Source organism: Brenneria uluponensis, assembly GCF_032395385.1.
GTDB classification, from domain to species: domain Bacteria; phylum Pseudomonadota; class Gammaproteobacteria; order Enterobacterales; family Enterobacteriaceae; genus Prodigiosinella; species Prodigiosinella aquatilis.
The window spans coordinates 4,565,786-4,586,968 of sequence record NZ_CP135917.1 but is presented as its reverse complement, the minus strand read 5'-3'; the positions used below and the strand labels follow the sequence as shown (position 1 = coordinate 4,586,968).

Genomic DNA, 21,183 nt, shown 5'->3' with positions numbered 1-21,183 from the left:
GTGATTGACTGGAAAAGAGTATTGTTTCCGCACAGTAGCTGACCGGAAAGATCGTTACGTGATTAGTCCCGGCAGTAGAATACAGACTTGATGGTTTGGAGAAGCGAATGAAACCGTTTTTAATCGCCCCGTCTATATTATCGGCTGACTTTGCCAGGCTAGGTGAAGATACTGCGAAGGTACTGTCGGCAGGAGCAGATGTGGTTCACTTTGACGTGATGGATAACCACTATGTTCCCAATCTGACGATTGGCCCGATGGTGCTTAAATCGCTGCGTAGTTACGGGATTACCGCGCCGATTGATGTTCATCTAATGGTAAAGCCCGTTGATCGGCTGATTCCGGACTTTGCCGAAGCGGGGGCCAGTTTTATCACTTTCCATCCTGAAGCTTCTGAACATATCGATCGTACCCTGCAATTGATTAAGGAACATGGCTGCAAAGCCGGTCTGGTTTTTAATCCTGCTACGTCACTTAGTTACCTGGATTATGTGATGGATAAGCTGGATGTCATCCTGCTGATGTCCGTTAACCCCGGTTTTGGCGGCCAGTCGTTTATCCCTGCGACACTGGATAAATTGCGTCAGGTACGCAAACTGATCGATGACAGTGGCTATGATATCCGCCTGGAGGTCGATGGCGGCGTCAAAGCGGACAAGATTGGTGAAATTGCAGCAGCGGGCGCAGATATGTTTGTTGCTGGTTCGGCAATATTCAATCAGCCAGACTACCGTGTGGTTATTGATCAGATGCGTAAGGAACTGGCAAAGGTCGCGCATGATTGAGTTTACCTCTATCCGCGGGCTGGCGTTTGATCTTGATGGTACGTTGGTAAACAGTGCTCCGGGACTGGCTCAGGCCATTGATCTGGCATTGCAGGAACAATCATTACCTGTGGCGGGTGAAACACGCGTGTCCACCTGGATTGGCAATGGTGCGGATGTCCTTGTTGAACGTGCACTACGTTGGGCTGGTGTCGCGCCGCTACCGCAACAGATTCGTGATACACGGATGTTATTCGACAAGTATTATGCCCAAACGATAGACAGCGGCAGCACGCTATTCCCACAGGTCAAAGAGACATTGGCCCAGTTGGTGGCGCGTGGTTTCCCGATGGCGGTAGTCACGAATAAACCTACGCCTTTTGTGGCCCCGCTGTTGGATTCTCTCGGTATCGGTGACTATTTCCCATTGATTATCGGTGGTGATGATGTGGTACAGAAGAAACCGCATCCTGCACCGTTATATCTGGTATTGGGGAAATTGGGGTTACGGGTAAATGAGCTGTTGTTTGTCGGTGATTCACGCAATGATATACAAGCATCCCAGGCTGCCGGCTGCCCGTGTGTCGGTATGACCTATGGATATAACTATGGTGAAGCGATAGCACTTAGCCACCCTGATGTGGTTCTGGATCGTTTTGCTGATTTATTGCCCCTTGTCGGGCCGTCATCTTTAAAAAATCAGGAAGCATTAGCATGAGTAAGCCCATTGTATTTAGCGGCGCACAGCCGTCTGGTGAGTTGACCATTGGTAACTACATGGGTGCGTTACGCCAGTGGGTCAACATGCAAGATGATTTTGACTGCGTTTACTGCATTGTGGATCTGCACGCCATTACGGTACGACAGGATACACAGCAACTGAGGAAAGCAACGCTGGATACACTGGCACTTTATCTGGCCTGCGGTATTGACCCACAGAAGAGCACCATTTTTGTTCAGTCTCATGTACCGGAACATACTCAGTTAAGCTGGGTGCTCAACTGTTATACCTATTTTGGTGAGTTGAGCCGGATGACGCAGTTTAAGGATAAATCTACCCGTTATGCTGAAAACATTAATGCCGGCCTGTTTGACTATCCGGTACTAATGGCGGCGGATATTCTCTTGTATCAAACCAATCAGGTACCCGTTGGGGAAGACCAGAAACAGCATCTGGAACTGAGTCGCGATATCGCCCAGCGGTTTAATACGCTGTATGGCGATATCTTTTGCGTACCGGAGCCGTTCATCCCTAAATCTGGTGCCCGCGTGATGTCACTGCTGGAGCCGACCAGGAAGATGTCTAAGTCGGATGAGAACCGCAATAATGTGATTGGATTGCTGGAAGATCCAAAATCAGTGGTGAAGAAAATCAAACGAGCGATGACTGATTCCGACGAGCCGCCAGTGGTGCGCTACGATCTGGAGAACAAACCTGGGGTTTCCAATCTGCTGGATATTCTGTCTGCGGTAACGGGTAAAGCGATCCCTGAACTGGAGACGGAATTTGAAGGCCAGATGTATGGTCACCTGAAAGGTGCTGTAGCTGATGCCGTCTCAGGAATGTTAAGTGAATTACAGGAACGCTATCATCATTTCCGTAATGATGAGGTTTTTCTGCAACAGGTAATGCGTGACGGTGCGCAAAAAGCGAGTATCCGTGCACAGGAAACGCTGACGAAGGTATATGAAGCTATTGGGTTCGTTGCTCGTCCGTAATGCCGGTTGGTCAGATTGATATCGGACAACAGCCCCGGTTTCGGGGCTGAGTCGGCTATATCAGGAATAATTTTCTCATTACTGGCATTGTTATTCGTTTGATTCAGCCAGTTCACGCAGGTACTGAAAAATCTGGCGGGCTGATTTTGGCGGCTTGTTATCAGTTTTCTCTTTTTGCGCGTTCCTTGCCAGAGAACGTAATTGCTGACGGTCGGCTTGTGGATAGCGTGTCAGAATATCTGGAATAGCATCGTCTCCATTCTCTATTAGTCTATCACGCAGTTGTTCCAGCTTATGAAATAGCACAATCTGCTGATTATGACGGTTTTTCAGTTTATCCAGGGCGGCTTTGATCGGCTCTGGATCACGGGCACGCAGCATTTTACCGATCAACTGGAGCTGGCGACGGCGGCCTTCTTTTTTTATCCGTTGCGCGAGTTCAATCGCTGCTCGCAGATCTTCATCCAGCGGAATGCGGTCCAGCGCGTTTTTACCCAGTTCTACCAATTCGGCACCCAGATCTTTCAAGGCTTCGGCATCACGCTTTATTTCGCTTTTACTGACCCAGATAATTTCATCATCATCGTCGTCGTCTTGGCTGTTGTCTGGAACGTCATCCAGCCAGTCTTCGGGATGTTTGTTCATGGTTGACTCCCTAAAAAAGAGGCTGATCCTATCAGGTTATGGGCTTTCTGCGAAATTGTCTGCAGATCCTGTTAGACTCAAAAGCATTATGCTACATCTTTTTATGCGGATGTGTGGTGACGAATAGCGTTCACACGGAATTCGTAGCATCATTTATCTGAATATTTTCTCACTCATTATGGCAGATCGATGACAATAATCACTCAGGTTGCAGAACAACGGAAAACGTTGGAACAAGCGGTGGCACAGGCGTTGGAGTTGGCGTGCGTTGGCTCTGATGCGGCAGAAGTCGCAGTGACAAAAACAACAGGAATCGGTGTTAGTACCCGTTATGGTGAAGTTGAAAATGTCGAATTCAACAGCGATGGAGCACTGGGTATTACCGTGTATTACCAGCAGCGTAAAGGCAGTGCCTCATCCACGGATCTTAGTCCGGATGCTATCGCCCGCACAGTAAAAGCGGCGTTGGATATTGCCCGTTATACCTCGGTCGATCCCTGCACTGGCCCGGCGGATAAAGATTTGTTGGCGTTTGATGCTCCGGATCTGGATTTGTTTCACCCGGCAGAACTGGATGCTGAGCGTGGTATTGAGCTGGCAGCTCGTGCTGAGCAAGTGGCACTGAAAGCCGACAAACGTATCACGAATACGGAAGGCGGTAGCTTCAACAGCCATTATGGCATCAAGGTGTTCGGCAACAGCCACGGTATGTTGCAAAGTTACTGCTCAAGCCGGCATTCGATGTCCAGCTGTGTCATTGCTGAGCATAATGGTGATATGGAGCGTGATTACGCTTATACCATTGGGCGTTCTCTGGATGATTTAAAGACACCTGAGTGGGTGGGTGAAGAGTGTGCCAGACGCACATTGGCACGGTTGGATCCGCATAAATTATCAACCATGGAAGCACCAGTGATGTTTGCCGCTGAGGTGGCTACCGGACTATTTGGTCATTTGGTGGGGGCTATCAGTGGTGGCAGTGTATACCGTAAGTCAACCTTCCTGCTGGATAAACTTGGGCAGCAAATTCTGCCTGAGTGGCTGACTATCGAAGAGTTCCCACACCTGCGTAAAGGGCTGGCGTCTTCACCGTTTGATGGTGAAGGTGTTCGTACCCAGCAACGGGAAATTGTGAAGGATGGTGTCCTGCAGACCTGGCTGTTAACCAGTTATTCCGCTCGTAAACTGGGTATGAAGAGTACCGGACACGCTGGTGGTATTCATAACTGGCATATTGCCGGACAAGGGCTGGATTTCAACGGTATGCTCAAACAAATGGGTAAAGGTCTGTTGGTGACTGAGTTGATGGGACATGGCGTCAGTGCGGTCACCGGCGACTATTCCCGTGGCGCGGCAGGTTTCTGGATCGAAAATGGGGAAATCCAGTATCCGGTGAGTGAAATTACCATTGCCGGGAACCTGAAAGATATGCTGCGTAACATCGTTACCACGGGTGATGATATAGAAAACCGCAGTAATATCCAATGTGGCTCAGTGTTGTTACCCGCCATGAAAATTGCCGGAGCATAAACGACGACGCCTGACGATCCCCATAGTGCGGGGATCGTCCATCCAATAATACTAACTTGAATTATCAGCGATGATATTCGCTAGCCGCTTCTGGTTGATACAACAGTTCCAGCACGGTAATGTGCGCCTCTTCTCCATTTGGCAATTTCCAGTCTATGGTGCTGCCCACATGCATGCCGAGTAAGGCTGCGCCTAGTGGTGCCATAACGGAAAGCTGCTCTTGACTATCTTTTACTGCTGACGGATAAACCAATGTCCGTATATGTTCTTCTTGTGTCTTCAGATCGCGAAATCGGATCCGGCTATTCATGGTTACCACATCTGCGGGTATCTCTGTTTGCGGCAGGATTTCCGCACGATCTAACTCTTCGTTCAGTGCCAGAGCCGTAGCTGTGTTCGCGAAAGCGGGGTTCTCCAGCAATGTGTCGAGGCGTTCGGCATCCAGTTCGCTGATTGTCAGGTTTGGTTTTGTCATACTCCTCTCCGGTTTTCATATGATTACAACATAAAAGCAACACCCCCGCGCCAAGAGGGGCGGGGGTGTATAAAAAGGACATGCTTTAAATGATAGTAGGTTCTTATGGGAGTGAAAGGAAGAGATCGGGATCACGAAGATGGTGATGGACGGTGATCCTGATGAAGGATAAATTAATCCTCGTCAAATCCGGCTTCAAACAGTTCAATAACCGACGCCAAAGCCTGTTCTTCATCCGAACCGCTGACTTCAATCTCAATATAGCGCCCTTTGGCTGAATCCAACATTAGCATGGCAATGACGCTGCTGGCTTCAGCCTCTACACCACTATCATTACGTAAAAGAACTTCAGCCTCAAAGCTTTGTACCAGTTCAAATAATTTCATGGCTGGTCGAGCATGCATTCCAAGGCGGTTTTTGACTTCAACGGTTTGTTTTACGGTCATGATTTTCGCTTTTCCAACGTACGATGACGTGACTGTACATTTTTACCACGGGAACGAAAATAATCGGCCAATTGTTCCGCAATGTAGACAGAGCGATGCTTACCACCCGTACAACCAATCGCCACCGTTAGATAGCTACGATTATTGGTTTCCAGCATCGGCAGCCATAACTCCAGGTAGCTACGGGTTTGATAGATGAAGTTATGAACTTCAGTATGACGATCCAAAAATGCGGCTACCGGTTTATCCAACCCGGTCATTGGGCGTAGTTTTGGGTCCCAGTGGGGATTAGGCAAAAAACGAACGTCAAAAACATAGTCGGCATCAATAGGAATACCGTGTTTATAACCGAATGATTCAAATACCATTGTCAGCTCACGTTCCCGTTTACCTAGCAAACGGGTACGTAACATCTCGGCCAGTTCATGTACCGACATTTCTGACGTGTCAATGATAAGGTCGGCACGGGAACGCAGAGGTTCGAGCAAATCGTTTTCCTCATCAATGGCGCTTTCCAGGGACAGATTCTTGCTGGAGAGTGGATGAAGACGACGAGTATCACTGTAACGGCGGATCAGCGTGTTGCGATCAGCATCCAGAAACAGTAATTGAGGCGAAAAACTTTTTGGCAACTGCGTGATGGCTTGTTCCAGTATTTCCGGCGATTCAGGCATGTTGCGCACGTCAATGCTGACGGCTGCAGAGATGTTACGCTCTGCTAGCGTGTTGGCGAGGTCCGGTAGTAGAACCACCGGTAGGTTATCTACGCAGTAGAAGCCCATGTCTTCCAGTGCGCGCAGGGCTACGGATTTTCCCGAACCTGACCGACCACTGACAATCATCAGCACCATCTGAAGATTCCCCCCTGGCAGCAGATGATGAAGATCCACCGCCACAGTTAGTTTCCGTTAGTAGCCCGGCGACGCCGGAATCTATGGTTAATTTCGCAACCCCGGGCTGTTGTCAGGCAAAGGTCTGACACCGTTGAATTTTTATGGTATGTCTATCGATTTGCGCCACGGTGTTGCCAGTAACTGTGCCACATTATTCGGCCTCGGTCATAATCTGGTACAGCTCATCATCACTTTGTGCCGCACGCAGACGCCGACATATTGTTTTATCGGCGAGCCGTTTGGCAATGAGGGATAACGTATGTAAATGGGTTTTACATTGTTCCGCGGGAACCAGCAAGGCAAAAAGTAAATCTACAGGTTGGTTATCGATGGCATCAAAGGCAATGGGCTGCTCTAGCTGGATAAACACACCAACTGCACCCAGTGTATTTTCATCTTCCAGTTTCCCGTGGGGAATCGCAATGCCGTTGCCGATACCTGTACTGCCCATGCGCTCCCGTGTCAGGATCGCTTCGAAGATAATCTGCGAGGGCAGATTGAGCTGTTGAGCCGCCAGTTCACTGATGATTTCCAGGGCACGTTTCTTACTCTGGCAGTGGACAGCACTACGGGTGCACTCTTTACGGAGCACTGCGCTGAGTTGCATAACGGGATCGTTGTTCATTTCGTTTTCACTTAACGACACTTTTGTGCCTCAGATAATCAGCCTACTGTTTAACAGTAGGCTGATTGCTGTCCCTGCGCCTGAAGGCGATGAAAAAATCAGTGTTGTTTCAGTTTATCCTTATGTTTGTTTAACTGTCGCGCCAGTTTATCGATCAAAAGATCGATGGCAGCATACATATCATCCGCTTCTGATGTAGCGTGCAGCTCACCGCCGTTAACGTGGATTGTAGCATCCGCAATCTGCTGGATCTTTTCCACTTTAAGTACCACGTACACCTGATTTATACGATCAAAGTATTGTTCAAGTTTTGCGAATTTTGTATTGACAAAATCGCGCAAGGCATCAGTTATTTCGACGTGGTGTCCGGTAATGTTGAGCTGCATATCATCTTCCTTCTCAATTAGGGTCAGACCAGCTGCTTACGCTGATTTGACGGCGGGATAGATAGAGACTCTCGGTACTTTGCAACAGTTCTCCGAGCCACAATGATTCCCTGTTCAGAGAGCAAAGTGGTTAGTTTACTGTCACTCAATGGCTTCGCGGGGTTTTCCGCAGCGATCAGTTTCTTGACCAGCGCACGAATAGCGGTGGATGACGCTTCGCCACCACTGTCTGTATTCACATGGCTGGAGAAGAAATATTTCAGTTCGAAAATACCTCGTGGGCTATGCAGAAATTTCTGCGTAGTCACGCGGGAAATAGTGGACTCATGCATATCCACAGCCTGGGCGATATCCGCTAGCACCATGGGTTTCATAAACTCTTCGCCCTGTTCAAAAAATGCCAGTTGCTGCTCGACGATACAGCGAGTGACCTTTAACAAGGTTTCGTTGCGACTCTCCAGACTTTTGATTAGCCAGCGGGCTTCCTGCAGGTGACTACGGATAAACTGGCCGTCACTGTCACTGCGCACACTGTTGCCCATCGCCGCATATTGCTGGTTGATCTGTAACCTGGGAACACTGTCTGTGTTCAGTTCGACTATCCAGCGATCTTGTACCTTATGAGTCAGAACATCGGGAATCACATATTCTGATTCACCAGTGTTAATTGATTGACCAGGGCGCGGGTCAAGGGATTGAATTAATGCCAGAGCTTCTTTCAGTACATCTTCTTTCAGACGACTGGAACGAATCAAGGCACGAAAATCATGGTTTGCCAGCAGATCCAGAAACTCACTGACAATCAGTTTAGCCTCTGACAGCCAGGGCGTATCCGGCGCAAATTGCGAAAGTTGTACTAGCAGGCAGTCTCGCAGATCGCGAGCGGCAACACCAATCGGGTCAAAATGCTGTACCCGCTTGAGTACTGCTTCCACTTCTTCCATCGTGACATTATCGTCACCGATGCTCTCACGGATTTCATCCAGCGATACGGTCAGATAGCCAGTGTTGTCAACCGCATCCACTATTGATGTGGCAATAGCCGCATCAGTATCAGAAAACGGTGTCAGTTCCACCTGCCACATCAGGTAGTCCTGCAAGGTTTGGGTGGTTTCTCCCTGGTAGACTGGCAGTTCGTCATCGCGGTAGTCAGTGCTGGTACCTGAAGGGGTTCCGGCAGTATAAATTTCATCCCAGGCGGCATCCAGCGGCAGTTCATCTGGCATATCTTTCTGTTCCAGCGCTTCCCGTGTATCTAATGCTTCACTGTCGGTGTTTTCTACGGTGTCTACTTCTTCATGCGTATCAGCCTGTTCTAACAATGGATTGCTTTCCAGCGCCTGTTGGATCTCTTGCTGGAGTTCAAGCGTGGACAACTGCAGCAGACGAATTGCCTGTTGCAGTTGTGGTGTCATGGCCAATTGTTGGCTAAGCCTGAGTTGCAAACCTTGCTTCATAAATAGCGCTAACTTCCTTATATAATTAAAAAACGACGTTATTAGAGTCGAAATCCTTCACCCAAATAGACTCGTTTTACTTGCTCGTTGGCCAGTATATCCATCGGTGAGCCGTGGGCAATAAGGTGACCCTGGCTAACGATGTAAGCGCGTTCACAAACGTCTAACGTTTCACGAACGTTATGATCGGTGATCAGTACGCCTAAGCCACTGTCGCGCAGGTGTTCAATGATCTTTTTAATATCAATCACCGAAATAGGATCTACCCCGGCGAAAGGTTCATCCAGCAGGATGAACTTCGGGTTGGCAGCCAGCGCCCGGGCTATCTCTACCCGTCGACGTTCACCACCCGAGAGCGATTGTCCCAGACTATCGCGCAAGTGAACAATATGAAACTCCTCCATTAGCTCATTTGCGCGATCTTCCTGCTGTTCTGTCGTCAGATCCTTGCGGATTTGCAGTACAGCCATCAGGTTGTCATAGACACTCAAACGACGAAAAATGGATGCTTCCTGAGGCAGGTAACCAATACCGCGGTGCGCACGGTCATGCAAAGGCAGTAAAGTGATGTCATTATCATCAATAATGATACGGCCTTCGTCGCACTGCACTATTCCCACCACCATATAAAACGTCGTAGTTTTACCTGCGCCATTGGGACCGAGCAGACCAACAATTTCACCGGAGTTGACGGTGAGACTGACATCTTCCACTACTTTGCGGCCTTTGTATGCTTTGGCCAGATTTTCTGCAATTAATGTAGCCATAGGTTACTGTGCCACTCGCTGTTGCGTTTTGGGTGACTTGCTCTGCGATTTACTTTGGTCGCCTTTATCCTGAAGTTGAGAGGGCACCAATACCGTAGTTACTCGTTTTCCTTTGTCACTGAATGCTTCCATCTGTTGTTGTTTTACCAGATAGGTAATACGGTCGCCTTTTATGTTGCTGTCCAACTGTTCCAGATAGGCGTTGCCCGTCAGGATGACAAAATCCTTATCCAGCTCATAGCGCAATTTTTGCGCATGACCTTTTACAGGTTTGCCATTGTCCTGCATCTGATAAAATGTGGCGGGATTACCATAGCCTTCAATAATTTCATGGCCTTGTTTCCCCTGAGGGCGGGTAACCACGACTTTATCTGCATGAACTATGATGGAGCCTTGGGTGACGATAACGTTGCCAGTAAAAGTGGCAACATTACTCTGCATATCAAGGGATTGCTGGTCTGAATCGATATGTATTGGTTGCTCGGTATCGCTGGTTAATGCCAGTGCCGGAATGCTAACGGCAAACAGAGAGCTGGCGAGCAAGGTACTACGTATCAGATTATTTGTTTTGTGGGATTTCATAGGAGGTTTTTACCTTTTCGATCAACTCGGCAGTTTTGTCGCGCAGATTGCCGCGCATTCTTAATCCGTTGGAAGTAAAGCCGGTACCGTACAGTGTGACTTCATCATCTGATGAGACATCTTGAGTTATCAGGTTTATCTGGGCATTGTCCGTCTTAATGCGCTTCAGTTGCGACTCTGCGGTAAGGCTGTTTACTTCAACATGACCATACAAATAGAGCATTTTATCTTTTGTCAGTTTGGCGCGATCAGAGCGCACTGACCAGGTGGCCACGCCCTGCTCATTAAACAAGGTGGCAACGGGCAGGGTAAACCAACTCACCTGATCGGTATTGAAAAATTCGGCTTCACTTGCTACCAGTTTGTAATTTAATTTCCCTGCTGGGTCATAAACTACGGTCACTGTTTCTTTGGTCGTATAATCAGGGGCGTTACTTGTTGTGACCACTGGGTTCGATGTTGTCTTGTTATTGGTTAAATTCAAACCGAGCAGGATCAGTGCGATCAATGCCAGCAGAATAGTCAGCCAACCTTTCGTTTTACTCATATCGACAGCCCTTTGGCATGCTCCAGCTTATCTTGAGCCAACAGAATAAGATCGCAAATTTCACGCACAGCACCATGGCCTCCAGAAATACGTGTAATGTAATCCGCCGTTGGCAGCAATAATGGATGGGCGTCTGCAACGGCTACACTCAGCCCTACTTGGGCCATCACCGGCCAGTCGATTAAATCATCGCCGATATAAGCAACCTGGTCCGCTGTCAAAGACAGCTCACCCAACAGCTTTTGGAAGGCTAAAAGCTTATCAGACTGGCCCTGATAAAGGTGAGTAATCCCTAATGTTATACAGCGATCTACCAGTAGTTGTGCTGAACGACCTGTAATAATCGCAATATCTATGCCGGAAGTCAGCAGACAGCGGATGCCATAGCCATCTCTCACATGAAATGCCTTAAGTTCTTCTCCCTGGTTCCCCATGTAGATCAGGCCATCGGAGAGTACACCGTCGACATCGCAGATTAACAAACGAATATCTCGGGCCTTGGCCAGTACCCGCGAGTCGACAGGCCCGTAGCAAGTGTCGGTTTGCGTCCCGGTTTCACTCATTCACGCTTATCCTTGGTTTTAGCAGAGGCTTATGGTTATGCAATATCATGACCGCAGTGTTGACAGATTAAACCACACCAGCCCGCAGCATGTCGTGCATATGAACGATTCCGAGCAGACGGTCATCATCTGCCACCAGTAGTGAAGTTATATGGCGTGATTGCATCAGGTTAAGGGCATCTACGGCCAGCATTTGGGACGTGACCCGTATTCCGCCACGAGTCATGACATCCGCGATACGAGCACTGTTTAAATCAATGTTCATATCAAAAATACGGCGCAGGTCACCATCAGTAAAGATCCCTTCAATTTTCCAGCCATCGCTGCAAATTACTGTCATGCCAAGATTTTTACGGGTAATTTCCAATAGCGCATCTCGTAGGGAAGCATCACGGTTCACACACGGCACTTCATCACCAGAATGCATAATATCGTTAACACGCAGCAAAAGTTTGCGGCCCAGAGCCCCTCCTGGGTGTGACAAGGCAAAATCTTCGGCGGTGAAACCACGGGCCTGTAATAACGCTACGGCTATCGCATCCCCCATAACCAGTGTCGCAGTCGTGCTGGACGTCGGTGCCAGGCCAAGCGGACAGGCCTCTTGTGGAACGTGTACACACAGATGAATATCGGCGGCCTTGCCCATTGTGCTTTCCGGGTTGCCTGTCATACATATAAGGCAGATCTGTAGGCGTTTCAGCACTGGAATCAGTGACAGAATTTCATGGGATTCACCGGAGTTGGAGATGGCAACTATTACATCCTGCGTGGTAATCATCCCCAAATCACCGTGGCTGGCTTCACCGGGATGGACAAAGAATGCGGGCGTACCGGTGCTGGCAAAGGTCGCTGCCATTTTACAACCGATATGTCCGGACTTGCCCATGCCCATTACCACAACTTTGCCTTGGCAATGAAAAATCCTCTCACAGGCACGGGAAAAGTTGTCATCAATGTATTGACCTAACTGGGCCAGACTTTCGCGTTCAATGTTCAGAACCTGCTTGCCTGCTTGTTGGAAATCGAAACCGGGTTGTAGCTCATAATGTAACATGCGGTAAAAATCCTGCGTTGCTGATACTCTGATTATGGAAGAAAGAACAGCACCGAGATATAAGCGATGAAGGCACACAGCAAGAGTGCCCCCGCGCCTTGACCGATGCACTGTTTCCGGCGGAGACAGAGCGCCGCCAGTAATACACTGACCCCTAACATGATCCAGTAGTCGCGCTCAAACGCGAGCGGGTTAAGTGCACCAGGTGAAAGTAACGCGGGTACCCCCAGGACAATCACAATATTAAAGATATTGGAGCCGATCAGGTTACCCAATGCGATGTCATCTTCTTTTTTTAATGTTCCGACGATAGCCGTCGCCAGTTCTGGCAGGCTGGTACCGATAGCCAATACCGTCAGACCGATGGTAAGTTCACTGATGTTATAATAGCGGGCGATGACTGTGGCATTATCAATCACCATCCGGGCCGCCATCGGCAGGATAATCAACCCCAGTATCAACCATAGCAGCGCCACAGTGTAATTACTCTCTTGGGGTAATTCGGCTATCTGTTCACGAGTGAAGCTATCCATTTCTTGTCGCTGATTGTTATGGGCCATTTTCAGCATCAGCAGAATGCACAGACCAGCAATCAACAGCAGAATTATTCCATCCATCCGACTCAGAAAGCTATCATGCAACAGAAAACCACAAAGCAGCGTGACCAACAGCATTAGAGGGATCTCACGACGCGATAGAACAGATTGAAACGTCAGCGGCCGGATAAGTGCCACGCTGCCCAGAATTAGCAAGATATTGGTGATATTGGAGCCCAGCACATTCCCCACTGCCATATCTATTTGATTATTCAAAGCCGCAGTCACCGAAACGGTGAGTTCCGGTAGCGATGTCCCCATACCGACAATCACTATCCCGATTATCATCGGGGGGATGCCAAAAGAGCGGGCCAGAACAGCAGCTCCGTATACCAGGCGGTCGGCACCATAAACCAGTAAAATCAAACCAATGATCAAGAGTACTGTTGCAAAAAGCATGCAGCGTCCTTTATTCAGGTATAATCACTGGTTCATTGGTAGACAAACCAGTATTTTTGGACGAATAGTGAACAGAAAATCGTGTTTTTACCATTGGTGCTAATTCTGACTGTGTAGGGCGAAAAAGTAAAACCAATGGCAACTTTGGTCACGAATTGACGACGTGTTTTTGTCACAGTACCGTGATTGTCATTTGTGCTTACCTTAAGTGCGAACAAAATGGCATAAGTACACGTTAATATTAATGACAACGCCCTTACTGGCGGTCGGGAAGGAAATAAATAATGAACCATGAGGCGATTAACCTGGTTGAAATTCGCGGGCTCAATTTCCGACGTGGAGAGCGTTCGATATTTACTGACATCTCGCTGGATGTACCGAAAAGAAAAGTGACGGCCATTATGGGGCCGTCGGGGATTGGGAAAACGACGTTGCTGCGGTTGATTGGTGGTCAACTTCAGCCAGACAGCGGGGACATCTGGTTTGATGGGAAAAATATTCCGACGCTTTCTCGTTCCGGATTATATGAATCCCGTAAGAAAATGAGCATGTTATTTCAGTCTGGGGCATTGTTTACCGATCTGAACGTGTTTGATAATGTTGCCTGGCCGTTACGTGAGCACAGCCGGTTACCGGAACCATTGCTTCACAGTACGGTAATGATGAAGTTGGAAGCGGTGGGATTGCGTGGTGCCGCACAACTTATGCCTTCGGAGCTTTCCGGGGGGATGGCGCGACGTGCTGCGTTAGCACGCTCAATTGCCCTGGATCCTCAACTGATCATGTTTGATGAGCCTTTCGGTGGTCAGGACCCCATAACCATGGGGGTTTTAGTCAAGCTCATTAGTGAGTTGAATCATGCGCTGGGAGCGACCTTTATCGTGGTATCTCACGATGTCCATGAGGTACTGAGTATTGCTGATTACGCTTATATTATCGCCGACCAGCGCGTAATCGCTAAAGGCACACCGGAGGAGTTGCAAGTAAATGAAGATCCTCGTGTGCGCCAGTTCTTGGATGGCATTGCTGACGGGCCGGTACCGTTCCGTTACCCGGCTGGTGATTACCAACTTGAGTTACTAGGCTCTGGGAGTTAAATAATTCATGCTACTTCAGGCAGTCGCGTCGTTAGGACGCCTCGGTATCAGCGTATGCGCTTCTTTTGGTCGCGCGGGGCTGGTGCTTTTCAATGCGCTAGTGGGGAAACCCGAGCTGGCGAAACAGTGGCCGTTGTTCTGCAAACAACTCTACAGTGTAGGGGTTCAGTCACTGCTGATTATCATTGTATCCGGCATATTCATCGGCATGGTACTGGGGTTGCAGGGTTATCTTGTCCTGACAACTTACGGTGCGGAAGCCAGTCTGGGTATGATGGTTGCTTTGTCGTTACTGCGTGAACTAGGGCCTGTGGTGACGGCGCTGTTGTTTGCCGGACGTGCCGGTTCGGCACTGACGGCAGAGATTGGCCTGATGAAAGCCACTGAACAACTTTCCAGCATGGAGATGATGGCGGTTGATCCGTTACGGCGTGTTGTGGCTCCCCGTTTCTGGGCTGGCTTGGTCAGTATGCCATTGCTGACTGTCATTTTTGTGGCGGTGGGCATCTGGGGGGGGGCGTTAGTGGGTGTCGACTGGAAAGGAATCGATTCCGGTTTTTTCTGGTCGGCCATGCAAGGCGCGGTGGAATGGCGGCACGATTTGCTTAACTGTGTAATAAAAAGCGTAGTGTTTTCCATTACCATCACCTGGATTGCGTTATTTAATGGCTATGACGCGATTCCGACGTCAGAAGGGATAAGCCGTGCGACGACCCGTACCGTAGTGCATTCATCGCTGGCGGTGTTGGGATTGGATTTTGTGCTGACAGCACTGATGTTTGGGAAATGAGTCGATGCAAACTAAGAAATATGAAATCTGGGTTGGCATATTTATGCTGATTGCGCTGGGCGCCATTATCTTTCTATGTCTGAAAGTGGCGGACTTGAAATCAATTGGTCATCAACAGACTTACCGTTTGTATGCGACTTTCGACAATATTGGCGGTCTGAAGGTACGTTCACCAGTAAAAGTAGGGGGAGTCGTGATTGGACGGGTGGAAGATATTTCGTTGGATCAAAAAACCTACCTGCCGCGTGTCGCGATGGATATCGAACAGCGTTATAACCATATTCCAGATACCAGTTCATTGTCGGTGCGAACTTCTGGTCTGCTGGGAGAGCAATATCTGGCGTTGAATATAGGGTTTGAAGATCCGTCCATGGGAACCTCAATTCTGAAAAATGGCGGCGTTATTCAAGACACTAAATCAGCCATGATATTGGAGGATCTTATCGGTCAATTCCTATATAAGGGTGGTAGTGGCAACACTCAGAATAACAGCCAAAACAGCACTGATTCGGTAGCGGCTCCAGAGCCTCAGTCCAATTCTGTTACACCGCATCCATAAGAGGGCTCTTGCATGTTAAAACGTTTATTAGTGGTAGCGTTACTGGCAGTGTCGTCGTTTGCCAGTGCAGCGGATCAGACTAATCCGTATAGTCTGATGAATGATGCGGCGAAGAAAGTTTTTACCCGTCTTAAAGATGATCAGCCCCAAATCATGAAAGACCCCAACTATCTGCGTGTTGTGGTGCGGGAAGAACTATTACCTTATATTCAGGTGAAATACGCTGGAGCATTAGTGTTGGGGCCGTACTACAAAAGTGCCACACCAGCACAACGTGAAACCTATTTCAAAGCATTTACCGCCTATCTGGAGCAGGCATATGGTCAGGCTCTGGCGCTGTATCATGACCAGACTTACCAAATCGCGCCTGAACGACCACTCGGTGATGCCACTATTGTTTCAATCCGCGTGACTATCATTGGTAACGACGGGCGCCCGCCAGTTCGTCTGGATTTCCAATGGCGTAAGAACAGTATAACGGGCCACTGGCAAGCGTATGACATGATCGCGGAAGGAGTGAGCATGATCACGACCAAACAGAATGAATGGGCTGCAACGTTGCGTCAAAAAGGGATTGATGGTTTGACTCAGCAACTTCGTATTGCCGCACAACAGCCAATCACGTTGGATCAGCAACGAAATGGTTAGCACAACGCTTAACTGGAAGTCCGATGCATCCACGCTGGTGTTGGACGGCGATTTAGATCGTGAAACACTATTGCCGCTGTGGCAGCAGCGTGAAACTCTGCTGCAAGGAAAGACTGTGCTGGATATGAGTCAGGTAAATCGGGTGGATTCTTCTGGACTGGCATTGCTGGTTCATTTTTATCATCAGCAACAGCAGAACGGTGTGGCGTTGCAAATTACGGGTGTCAGTGACCGACTCAAAACATTGATTGAGCTCTATAGCCTGGACAAAATTATACCCATCCAGCTCATTAGCTGAAAAAACCTTCAAGCTATCTCTAAATCCCCTTTTGCTTTTGTGCAAAGGGGGATTTCTTTTGTTTAAGATGAAGGTAGATTCATCTAAGATACCAAGCTGTTTATCATCCCCCTGACGCAGAATCGAGAGCGATGGAAAATAACGAAATTAAAGATGTGCTGATGAATGCATTGGCACTACAGGACGTCCATGTATCCGGCGATGGCAGTCACTTTCAGGTGATTGCTGTGGGTGAGTTGTTTAGTGGTATGAGCCGCGTAAAACAACAGCAGACGGTGTATGCCCCGTTGATGGAGTATATTGCCGATAACCGTATTCATGCGTTATCCATTAAGGCTTATACGCCAGATGAGTGGCAGCGCGATCGTAAACTCAACGGTTTTTGAGCGATCGGACTTGATGCCGCACTATTGAATTTGAATATTGAGAAATCGTTACTATGGATAAATTTCGTGTGCAGGGGCCTACTCGGCTCACTGGTGAAGTTACTATCTCCGGGGCTAAAAATGCGGCCCTGCCTATCCTGTTTGCCGCTTTACTCGCTGAAGAGCCGGTAGAGATTCAGAATGTTCCCAAACTTCGGGATATCGACACAACCATGAAACTGCTGAGTCAGTTAGGGGCCCGTGTCGAGCGAAATGGTTCTGTACATGTTGATGCCAGCTCGGTAAATGTCTTTTGCGCACCGTACGAGCTGGTAAAAACCATGCGTGCCTCTATTTGGGCACTGGGGCCGCTGGTAGCCCGTTTTGGTCAAGGCCAGGTTTCTTTGCCTGGCGGTTGTGCCATTGGTGCTCGTCCGGTTGATTTACATATCAATGGATTGGAGCAATTAGGCGCAGAAATTACCCTGGAAGAGGGGTATGTGAAGGCAACGGTCGATGGCCGCCTAAAAGGCGCTCATATTGTGATGGATAAAGTTAGCGTGGGTGCCACGGTGACTATCATGAGCGCGGCGACATTGGCTGAAGGTAAAACCATTATAGAAAATGCGGCGCGTGAGCCGGAAATTGTGGATACGGCCAATTTCCTCAACACGCTAGGTGCCAGGATCAGTGGTGCTGGTAGCGATAAGATTGTTATTGAAGGTGTAGCCCGGCTGGGTGGCGGGGTTTACCGCGTTCTGCCAGATCGCATTGAAACGGGGACTTTTCTTGTGGCTGCCGCTGTGTCTGGCGGTAAAGTGATGTGTCGTAATACACGTCCAGATACATTGGATGCCGTGTTGGCCAAACTGCGTGAAGCGGGTGCGGATATTGCGATCGGTGAAGATTGGGTCAGCCTGGATATGCATGGCTGTCGTCCTAAAGCGGTTAACCTGCGTACTGCTCCACATCCCGGATTCCCTACTGATATGCAGGCTCAGTTTAGTTTGCTAAATCTGGTCGCTGAAGGTGCAGGGGTCATTACTGAGACCATTTTTGAAAACCGCTTTATGCATATTCCGGAATTGATCCGCATGGGCGCGCAGGCAGAGATTGAGAGTAATACTGTTATCTGCCATGGCGTAGAGACATTATCTGGCGCTCAGGTGATGGCAACGGACTTACGCGCTTCAGCAAGTCTGGTACTGGCTGGTTGTATTGCAGAAGGTGTCACTATGGTGGATCGTATTTATCATATTGATCGCGGTTATGAGCGTATTGAGCATAAGTTACGGGCACTTGGTGCAAATATTGAAAGAGTCAAGGAAGGCGAATAGCGTTCCGCTCTGAACCGGGTGGGTTAACCCACCCGATTTTCCGTCTGTTTATAAATCTTTTTTATAAATAAAGCAGTCAGCTAGCTGGAAATTCCTGAATGGTTACATTCAGCGTTATTTCTTTATTGTTCCGGGAAATCACAACTGGGATGACTGAGCCAGGACGGATTTCAGCTACCTGATCCATGGTTTCAATTACAGATCGAACGGGTTTATTATTCACTTTTAACAACCGATCCCCTTCTTTGATACCAGCTTTATCCGCAGGTCCGCCTGGTTCCACCTTTTTGACAAATACGCCCCGTAATCTGTTATCTATCGATACATTCTGGTCTTGATTTTCAATTTGTGCCCCATTGATGCCGATGTAACCGCGGATAACCCGACCATCGCGAATCAGTTTGCCCATCACTTTGATAGCCAGTGCCACAGGAATGGCAAAGCTTAAACCTTCTGGGGTAGCGCCATCATCGCTTTTGTCAAAAGATAACGTATTGATGCCAACCAGTTCTCCCAACGTGTTAACCAATGCTCCGCCTGAATTGCCACGATTGATAGACGCATCGGTCTGCAGGAAGTTCTGGCGCCCTGATGGACTTAAACCAACCCGTCCCGTGGCGCTGATAATACCTTGAGTAATGGTTTGCCCCAGATTGTAAGGATTCCCGATAGCCATCACCACGTCACCCACATGCGCTACTCGTTTGGTATTGATGGGTATTTCCGGCAAATTGGTTCCCTCAATTTTCAACACTGCCAGATCGGTAAGGCTGTCGGAACCGACCAGCAGAGCCTCGAACACACGTCCGTCCTGTAGGGTTACTATGATCTGGTCAGCATTATTGATAACGTGCTTATTGGTGAGGATGTAACCCTTGCTGTTCATGATAACGCCGGAACCCAGGGTGCGAATATTGAGTTGATCCTTCTCATTTGGATTGGATGCCCGGTTATATACGTTGACGACTGCGGGCGCGGCGCGTCGTACACCTTGATAATAGCTGACAGGTGTTTCGCTTTCGGCACTATCGTCTGGTTTGAATAGTCCGTTGTTTGAACGCAGCATGGGAAGTGCCAGTAGCAGAATACCTGCAACGATGACACCCATCAGCGCCGAACGTATAAGTTTGGTTAGCATAAGCATCTGGGTATAAGTAAAAGATTAACTGCAGAATATCATGAGATAGTTAGACACCACACCGCGTGGTGTCTAATTTTTACCGGCTTAGCGTAACAACAAATAAATGCTTTGGTCACCACGCATTATGTTCAGCGCTATAACCGAAGGTTTACTTTTCAGAATTTTACCCAGTTGGGCGATGTTTTCCACCCGCTCCCGGTTGATACCGACAATAATATCGCCTTTTTGTAATCCAATCTTGGCGGCCGGTGTATCCTTGGTCACGCCATCGATAATTACACCTTTGCTACCATCCTTCAACTGACCATCGCTTAGTGACGCTCCCTGCAGAGCCGGTGAGAGAGACTCAGCTCTGGTGGCAGTGGCGGCGCTATTGCCCAGGATGACAGAAACTTCCAACTGTTTACCATCACGCCACAGACCGACTCGAACGGTTTTACCTGGCGCTGTAGTGCCAATCTTCGCCCTCAGTTCGGCAAAGCTACTGATGGTTTTACCATTCAGCGAGGTTAGTACATCACCTGCTTTAATCCCTGCTTTTGCAGCAGCTGATTTTGGTAATACTTCACTAACAAATGCACCGCGTTGTACATCTACCTTGAAAGCTTTAGCCATTTCAGAGGTCATTTCACTGCCTCTGATACCCAGCAACCCGCGTTTTACCTCACCAAACTCTATCAATTGTTGAGACAAGGTCTGAGCCATATTGCTGGGGATGGCAAAGCCGATGCCGATATTTCCGCCCCCTGGAGCCAGAATGGCGGTATTAATCCCAATAAGTTCGCCGTTAAGATTGACCAGTGCGCCACCAGAGTTACCGCGGTTGATTGACGCGTCAGTCTGAATGAAGTTTTCCAGCCCTTCCAGATTCAGGCCACTACGGCCCAGAGCGGAAATAATCCCGGATGTGGCAGTTTGTCCCAGGCCAAAAGGGTTGCCCACTGCTACGGCAAAATCACCGACACGAAGCTGGTCTGAGTCTGCTATTTTAATTTCAGTCAGGTCTTTGGCATCGTTTAACTGCAACAGCGCAATATCGGTCTGCTCATCGCGACCAATCAATTTTGCGTCATATTCACGGCCATCATTAAGTTGTACACGGATTTTGTCAGCATTGCTGATGACATGGTTGTTGGTTAACACATATCCTTTGGCTGCATTAATGATTACGCCGGATCCCAAGCCTTCAAATGGCCGAGAGCTCTGTTCTTCAGATGGCGTGTTAGGCCCGAAGAAAAATTTAAACTCTTCAGGAATCTGCTGACGCTGAATTCGCGTACCCTCAACATGTACGCTGACCACAGCAGGTAAGACTTTTTCCAGCATAGGCGCCAGGCTGGGGAGTTGCTGACCCTGTACCACTGCCGGTAACGCAGCGTATGCCGCAGGTAGAGATGATAAGGATAAAGCTATGCTTATTGCCAATGCGCTACATAACAACGATGTTTTTTTCATTGATTGTTAACTCTCTCACGACCTGCGTATGAATAAAACGATGAT

Annotated in this window: 26 protein-coding genes; 11 read left to right on the top strand and 15 right to left on the bottom strand. The window is 48.6% G+C overall.

The genetic code is table 11. From position 1 onward, the window contains the following. The first annotated feature begins 107 nt into the window (after positions 1-107). Genes rpe through trpS form a run of 3 tightly spaced genes read left to right on the top strand, consistent with a single transcriptional unit; the run spans position 108 to position 2,483 of the window. On the top strand, positions 108-785 hold the full coding sequence (gene rpe, locus RS889_RS21410) for a ribulose-phosphate 3-epimerase (RefSeq protein ID WP_021014142.1): 678 nt from the start codon (positions 108-110) through the stop codon (positions 783-785). After that, the gene (locus tag RS889_RS21405) at positions 778-1,482 is read left to right on the top strand and encodes a phosphoglycolate phosphatase (protein ID WP_021014143.1); all 705 of its coding nucleotides are present in this window, start codon (positions 778-780) and stop codon (positions 1,480-1,482) included. Before rpe ends, RS889_RS21405 begins: the two co-directional genes overlap by 8 nt. Then, a complete protein-coding gene (gene trpS, locus RS889_RS21400; protein WP_315708649.1) occupies positions 1,479-2,483 on the top strand; it encodes a tryptophan--tRNA ligase in 1,005 nt (334 codons plus the stop codon). The genes RS889_RS21405 and trpS overlap by 4 nt, the downstream gene beginning before the upstream one ends. 90 nt (positions 2,484-2,573) lie before the next feature. Here the strand turns inward: trpS and yjgA are convergent, their stop codons facing one another. Beyond that, positions 2,574-3,128: a ribosome biogenesis factor YjgA gene (gene yjgA / locus RS889_RS21395; protein ID WP_021014145.1), complete on the bottom strand. Its 555-nt coding sequence runs from the start codon at positions 3,126-3,128 to the stop codon at positions 2,574-2,576. 189 nt (positions 3,129-3,317) lie between these two features. Between yjgA and pmbA the strand changes: the two genes are divergently transcribed. Next, positions 3,318-4,658 carry a metalloprotease PmbA gene (gene pmbA, locus RS889_RS21390; RefSeq protein ID WP_315708648.1) on the top strand — a complete coding sequence of 447 codons (1,341 nt, stop codon included), beginning with the start codon at positions 3,318-3,320 and terminating at the stop codon, positions 4,656-4,658. A gap of 64 nt (positions 4,659-4,722) precedes the next feature. Here pmbA and rnk read toward each other — a convergent pair whose 3' ends face one another. From rnk to RS889_RS21330, 12 genes are all read right to left on the bottom strand, one after another. Then, positions 4,723-5,133, bottom strand: a complete 411-nt coding sequence (gene rnk / locus RS889_RS21385; protein ID WP_021014147.1) for a nucleoside diphosphate kinase regulator — start codon at positions 5,131-5,133, stop codon at positions 4,723-4,725. 173 nt (positions 5,134-5,306) lie between these two features. Further along, the gene (gene npr / locus RS889_RS21380; RefSeq protein ID WP_021014148.1) at positions 5,307-5,579 is read right to left on the bottom strand and encodes a PTS phosphocarrier protein NPr; all 273 of its coding nucleotides are present in this window, start codon (positions 5,577-5,579) and stop codon (positions 5,307-5,309) included. After that, positions 5,576-6,430 carry an RNase adapter RapZ gene (gene rapZ, locus RS889_RS21375; RefSeq protein ID WP_021014149.1) on the bottom strand — a complete coding sequence of 285 codons (855 nt, stop codon included), beginning with the start codon at positions 6,428-6,430 and terminating at the stop codon, positions 5,576-5,578. Before rapZ ends, npr begins: the two co-directional genes overlap by 4 nt. A 193-nt stretch (positions 6,431-6,623) precedes the next feature. Then, complete coding sequence (ptsN, locus tag RS889_RS21370; RefSeq protein ID WP_037381095.1) at positions 6,624-7,097, bottom strand: PTS IIA-like nitrogen regulatory protein PtsN; 474 nt, start codon at positions 7,095-7,097, stop codon at positions 6,624-6,626. Between the two features lie 98 nt (positions 7,098-7,195). Further along, entirely contained in the window at positions 7,196-7,483 is a 288-nt protein-coding gene (gene hpf, locus RS889_RS21365; protein WP_021014151.1) for a ribosome hibernation promoting factor, read from the bottom strand. A gap of 23 nt (positions 7,484-7,506) precedes the next feature. Beyond that, positions 7,507-8,940: an RNA polymerase factor sigma-54 gene (rpoN, locus tag RS889_RS21360; protein ID WP_021014152.1), complete on the bottom strand. Its 1,434-nt coding sequence runs from the start codon at positions 8,938-8,940 to the stop codon at positions 7,507-7,509. A 41-nt stretch (positions 8,941-8,981) separates the two neighbouring features. Beyond that, entirely contained in the window at positions 8,982-9,707 is a 726-nt protein-coding gene (gene lptB, locus RS889_RS21355) for an LPS export ABC transporter ATP-binding protein (RefSeq protein ID WP_021014153.1), read from the bottom strand. Between the two features lie 3 nt (positions 9,708-9,710). Next, positions 9,711-10,289, bottom strand: coding sequence for a lipopolysaccharide ABC transporter substrate-binding protein LptA (gene lptA, locus RS889_RS21350; RefSeq protein ID WP_021014154.1), 579 nt, complete (start codon positions 10,287-10,289; stop codon positions 9,711-9,713). Beyond that, positions 10,267-10,836 (bottom strand): LPS export ABC transporter periplasmic protein LptC, encoded by a 570-nt coding sequence (gene lptC / locus RS889_RS21345; RefSeq protein ID WP_315708647.1) that lies wholly within the window; start codon positions 10,834-10,836, stop codon positions 10,267-10,269. Before lptC ends, lptA begins: the two co-directional genes overlap by 23 nt. Then, entirely contained in the window at positions 10,833-11,399 is a 567-nt protein-coding gene (gene kdsC / locus RS889_RS21340; protein ID WP_315708646.1) for a 3-deoxy-manno-octulosonate-8-phosphatase KdsC, read from the bottom strand. Before kdsC ends, lptC begins: the two co-directional genes overlap by 4 nt. 67 nt (positions 11,400-11,466) lie before the next feature. Beyond that, positions 11,467-12,453, bottom strand: a complete 987-nt coding sequence (kdsD, locus tag RS889_RS21335) for an arabinose-5-phosphate isomerase KdsD (RefSeq protein WP_315708645.1) — start codon at positions 12,451-12,453, stop codon at positions 11,467-11,469. Between the two features lie 32 nt (positions 12,454-12,485). After that, the gene (locus tag RS889_RS21330; RefSeq protein ID WP_315708644.1) at positions 12,486-13,448 is read right to left on the bottom strand and encodes a calcium/sodium antiporter; all 963 of its coding nucleotides are present in this window, start codon (positions 13,446-13,448) and stop codon (positions 12,486-12,488) included. Positions 13,449-13,732: 284 nt separating this feature from the next. On the opposite strand from RS889_RS21330, the gene mlaF reads away from it, so the two are divergent. From mlaF to murA, 7 genes are all read left to right on the top strand, one after another. Next, positions 13,733-14,545 carry a phospholipid ABC transporter ATP-binding protein MlaF gene (gene mlaF, locus RS889_RS21325; RefSeq protein ID WP_021014159.1) on the top strand — a complete coding sequence of 271 codons (813 nt, stop codon included), beginning with the start codon at positions 13,733-13,735 and terminating at the stop codon, positions 14,543-14,545. 7 nt (positions 14,546-14,552) lie between these two features. After that, positions 14,553-15,335, top strand: coding sequence for a lipid asymmetry maintenance ABC transporter permease subunit MlaE (gene mlaE, locus RS889_RS21320; RefSeq protein ID WP_021014160.1), 783 nt, complete (start codon positions 14,553-14,555; stop codon positions 15,333-15,335). A 4-nt stretch (positions 15,336-15,339) separates the two neighbouring features. After that, positions 15,340-15,894, top strand: a complete 555-nt coding sequence (gene mlaD, locus RS889_RS21315; protein WP_315708643.1) for an outer membrane lipid asymmetry maintenance protein MlaD — start codon at positions 15,340-15,342, stop codon at positions 15,892-15,894. A 12-nt stretch (positions 15,895-15,906) separates the two neighbouring features. Continuing rightward, on the top strand, positions 15,907-16,542 hold the full coding sequence (gene mlaC / locus RS889_RS21310) for a phospholipid-binding protein MlaC (RefSeq protein ID WP_315708642.1): 636 nt from the start codon (positions 15,907-15,909) through the stop codon (positions 16,540-16,542). Beyond that, positions 16,535-16,840 (top strand): lipid asymmetry maintenance protein MlaB, encoded by a 306-nt coding sequence (gene mlaB / locus RS889_RS21305; RefSeq protein ID WP_021014163.1) that lies wholly within the window; start codon positions 16,535-16,537, stop codon positions 16,838-16,840. Before mlaC ends, mlaB begins: the two co-directional genes overlap by 8 nt. A gap of 131 nt (positions 16,841-16,971) precedes the next feature. Continuing rightward, complete coding sequence (gene ibaG / locus RS889_RS21300; RefSeq protein ID WP_021014164.1) at positions 16,972-17,226, top strand: BolA family iron metabolism protein IbaG; 255 nt, start codon at positions 16,972-16,974, stop codon at positions 17,224-17,226. A gap of 53 nt (positions 17,227-17,279) precedes the next feature. After that, complete coding sequence (gene murA, locus RS889_RS21295) at positions 17,280-18,542, top strand: UDP-N-acetylglucosamine 1-carboxyvinyltransferase (RefSeq protein WP_021014165.1); 1,263 nt, start codon at positions 17,280-17,282, stop codon at positions 18,540-18,542. Positions 18,543-18,618: 76 nt separating this feature from the next. Here the strand turns inward: murA and degS are convergent, their stop codons facing one another. After that, entirely contained in the window at positions 18,619-19,680 is a 1,062-nt protein-coding gene (gene degS, locus RS889_RS21290; RefSeq protein WP_315708641.1) for an outer membrane-stress sensor serine endopeptidase DegS, read from the bottom strand. 87 nt (positions 19,681-19,767) lie between these two features. Beyond that, positions 19,768-21,138 carry a serine endoprotease DegQ gene (degQ, locus tag RS889_RS21285; RefSeq protein ID WP_315708640.1) on the bottom strand — a complete coding sequence of 457 codons (1,371 nt, stop codon included), beginning with the start codon at positions 21,136-21,138 and terminating at the stop codon, positions 19,768-19,770. Between the last annotated feature and the right edge of the window lie 45 nt (positions 21,139-21,183).

Excerpts from the sequence above, each read along its gene's own strand:
- rpe (WP_021014142.1), top strand. The coding sequence starts at position 108 with ATGAAACCGTTTTTAATCGCCCCGTCTATATTATCGGCTGACTTTGCC.
- RS889_RS21405 (WP_021014143.1), top strand. The coding sequence starts at position 778 with ATGATTGAGTTTACCTCTATCCGCGGGCTGGCGTTTGATCTTGATGGT.
- trpS (WP_315708649.1), top strand. The coding sequence starts at position 1,479 with ATGAGTAAGCCCATTGTATTTAGCGGCGCACAGCCGTCTGGTGAGTTG.
- yjgA (WP_021014145.1), bottom strand. The coding sequence starts at position 3,128 with ATGAACAAACATCCCGAAGACTGGCTGGATGACGTTCCAGACAACAGC.
- pmbA (WP_315708648.1), top strand. The coding sequence starts at position 3,318 with ATGACAATAATCACTCAGGTTGCAGAACAACGGAAAACGTTGGAACAA.
- rnk (WP_021014147.1), bottom strand. The coding sequence starts at position 5,133 with ATGACAAAACCAAACCTGACAATCAGCGAACTGGATGCCGAACGCCTC.
- npr (WP_021014148.1), bottom strand. The coding sequence starts at position 5,579 with ATGACCGTAAAACAAACCGTTGAAGTCAAAAACCGCCTTGGAATGCAT.
- rapZ (WP_021014149.1), bottom strand. The coding sequence starts at position 6,430 with ATGGTGCTGATGATTGTCAGTGGTCGGTCAGGTTCGGGAAAATCCGTA.
- ptsN (WP_037381095.1), bottom strand. The coding sequence starts at position 7,097 with ATGAACAACGATCCCGTTATGCAACTCAGCGCAGTGCTCCGTAAAGAG.
- hpf (WP_021014151.1), bottom strand. The coding sequence starts at position 7,483 with ATGCAGCTCAACATTACCGGACACCACGTCGAAATAACTGATGCCTTG.
- rpoN (WP_021014152.1), bottom strand. The coding sequence starts at position 8,940 with ATGAAGCAAGGTTTGCAACTCAGGCTTAGCCAACAATTGGCCATGACA.
- lptB (WP_021014153.1), bottom strand. The coding sequence starts at position 9,707 with ATGGCTACATTAATTGCAGAAAATCTGGCCAAAGCATACAAAGGCCGC.
- lptA (WP_021014154.1), bottom strand. The coding sequence starts at position 10,289 with ATGAAATCCCACAAAACAAATAATCTGATACGTAGTACCTTGCTCGCC.
- lptC (WP_315708647.1), bottom strand. The coding sequence starts at position 10,836 with ATGAGTAAAACGAAAGGTTGGCTGACTATTCTGCTGGCATTGATCGCA.
- kdsC (WP_315708646.1), bottom strand. The coding sequence starts at position 11,399 with ATGAGTGAAACCGGGACGCAAACCGACACTTGCTACGGGCCTGTCGAC.
- kdsD (WP_315708645.1), bottom strand. The coding sequence starts at position 12,453 with ATGTTACATTATGAGCTACAACCCGGTTTCGATTTCCAACAAGCAGGC.
- RS889_RS21330 (WP_315708644.1), bottom strand. The coding sequence starts at position 13,448 with ATGCTTTTTGCAACAGTACTCTTGATCATTGGTTTGATTTTACTGGTT.
- mlaF (WP_021014159.1), top strand. The coding sequence starts at position 13,733 with ATGAACCATGAGGCGATTAACCTGGTTGAAATTCGCGGGCTCAATTTC.
- mlaE (WP_021014160.1), top strand. The coding sequence starts at position 14,553 with ATGCTACTTCAGGCAGTCGCGTCGTTAGGACGCCTCGGTATCAGCGTA.
- mlaD (WP_315708643.1), top strand. The coding sequence starts at position 15,340 with ATGCAAACTAAGAAATATGAAATCTGGGTTGGCATATTTATGCTGATT.
- mlaC (WP_315708642.1), top strand. The coding sequence starts at position 15,907 with ATGTTAAAACGTTTATTAGTGGTAGCGTTACTGGCAGTGTCGTCGTTT.
- mlaB (WP_021014163.1), top strand. The coding sequence starts at position 16,535 with ATGGTTAGCACAACGCTTAACTGGAAGTCCGATGCATCCACGCTGGTG.
- ibaG (WP_021014164.1), top strand. The coding sequence starts at position 16,972 with ATGGAAAATAACGAAATTAAAGATGTGCTGATGAATGCATTGGCACTA.
- murA (WP_021014165.1), top strand. The coding sequence starts at position 17,280 with ATGGATAAATTTCGTGTGCAGGGGCCTACTCGGCTCACTGGTGAAGTT.
- degS (WP_315708641.1), bottom strand. The coding sequence starts at position 19,680 with ATGCTAACCAAACTTATACGTTCGGCGCTGATGGGTGTCATCGTTGCA.
- degQ (WP_315708640.1), bottom strand. The coding sequence starts at position 21,138 with ATGAAAAAAACATCGTTGTTATGTAGCGCATTGGCAATAAGCATAGCT.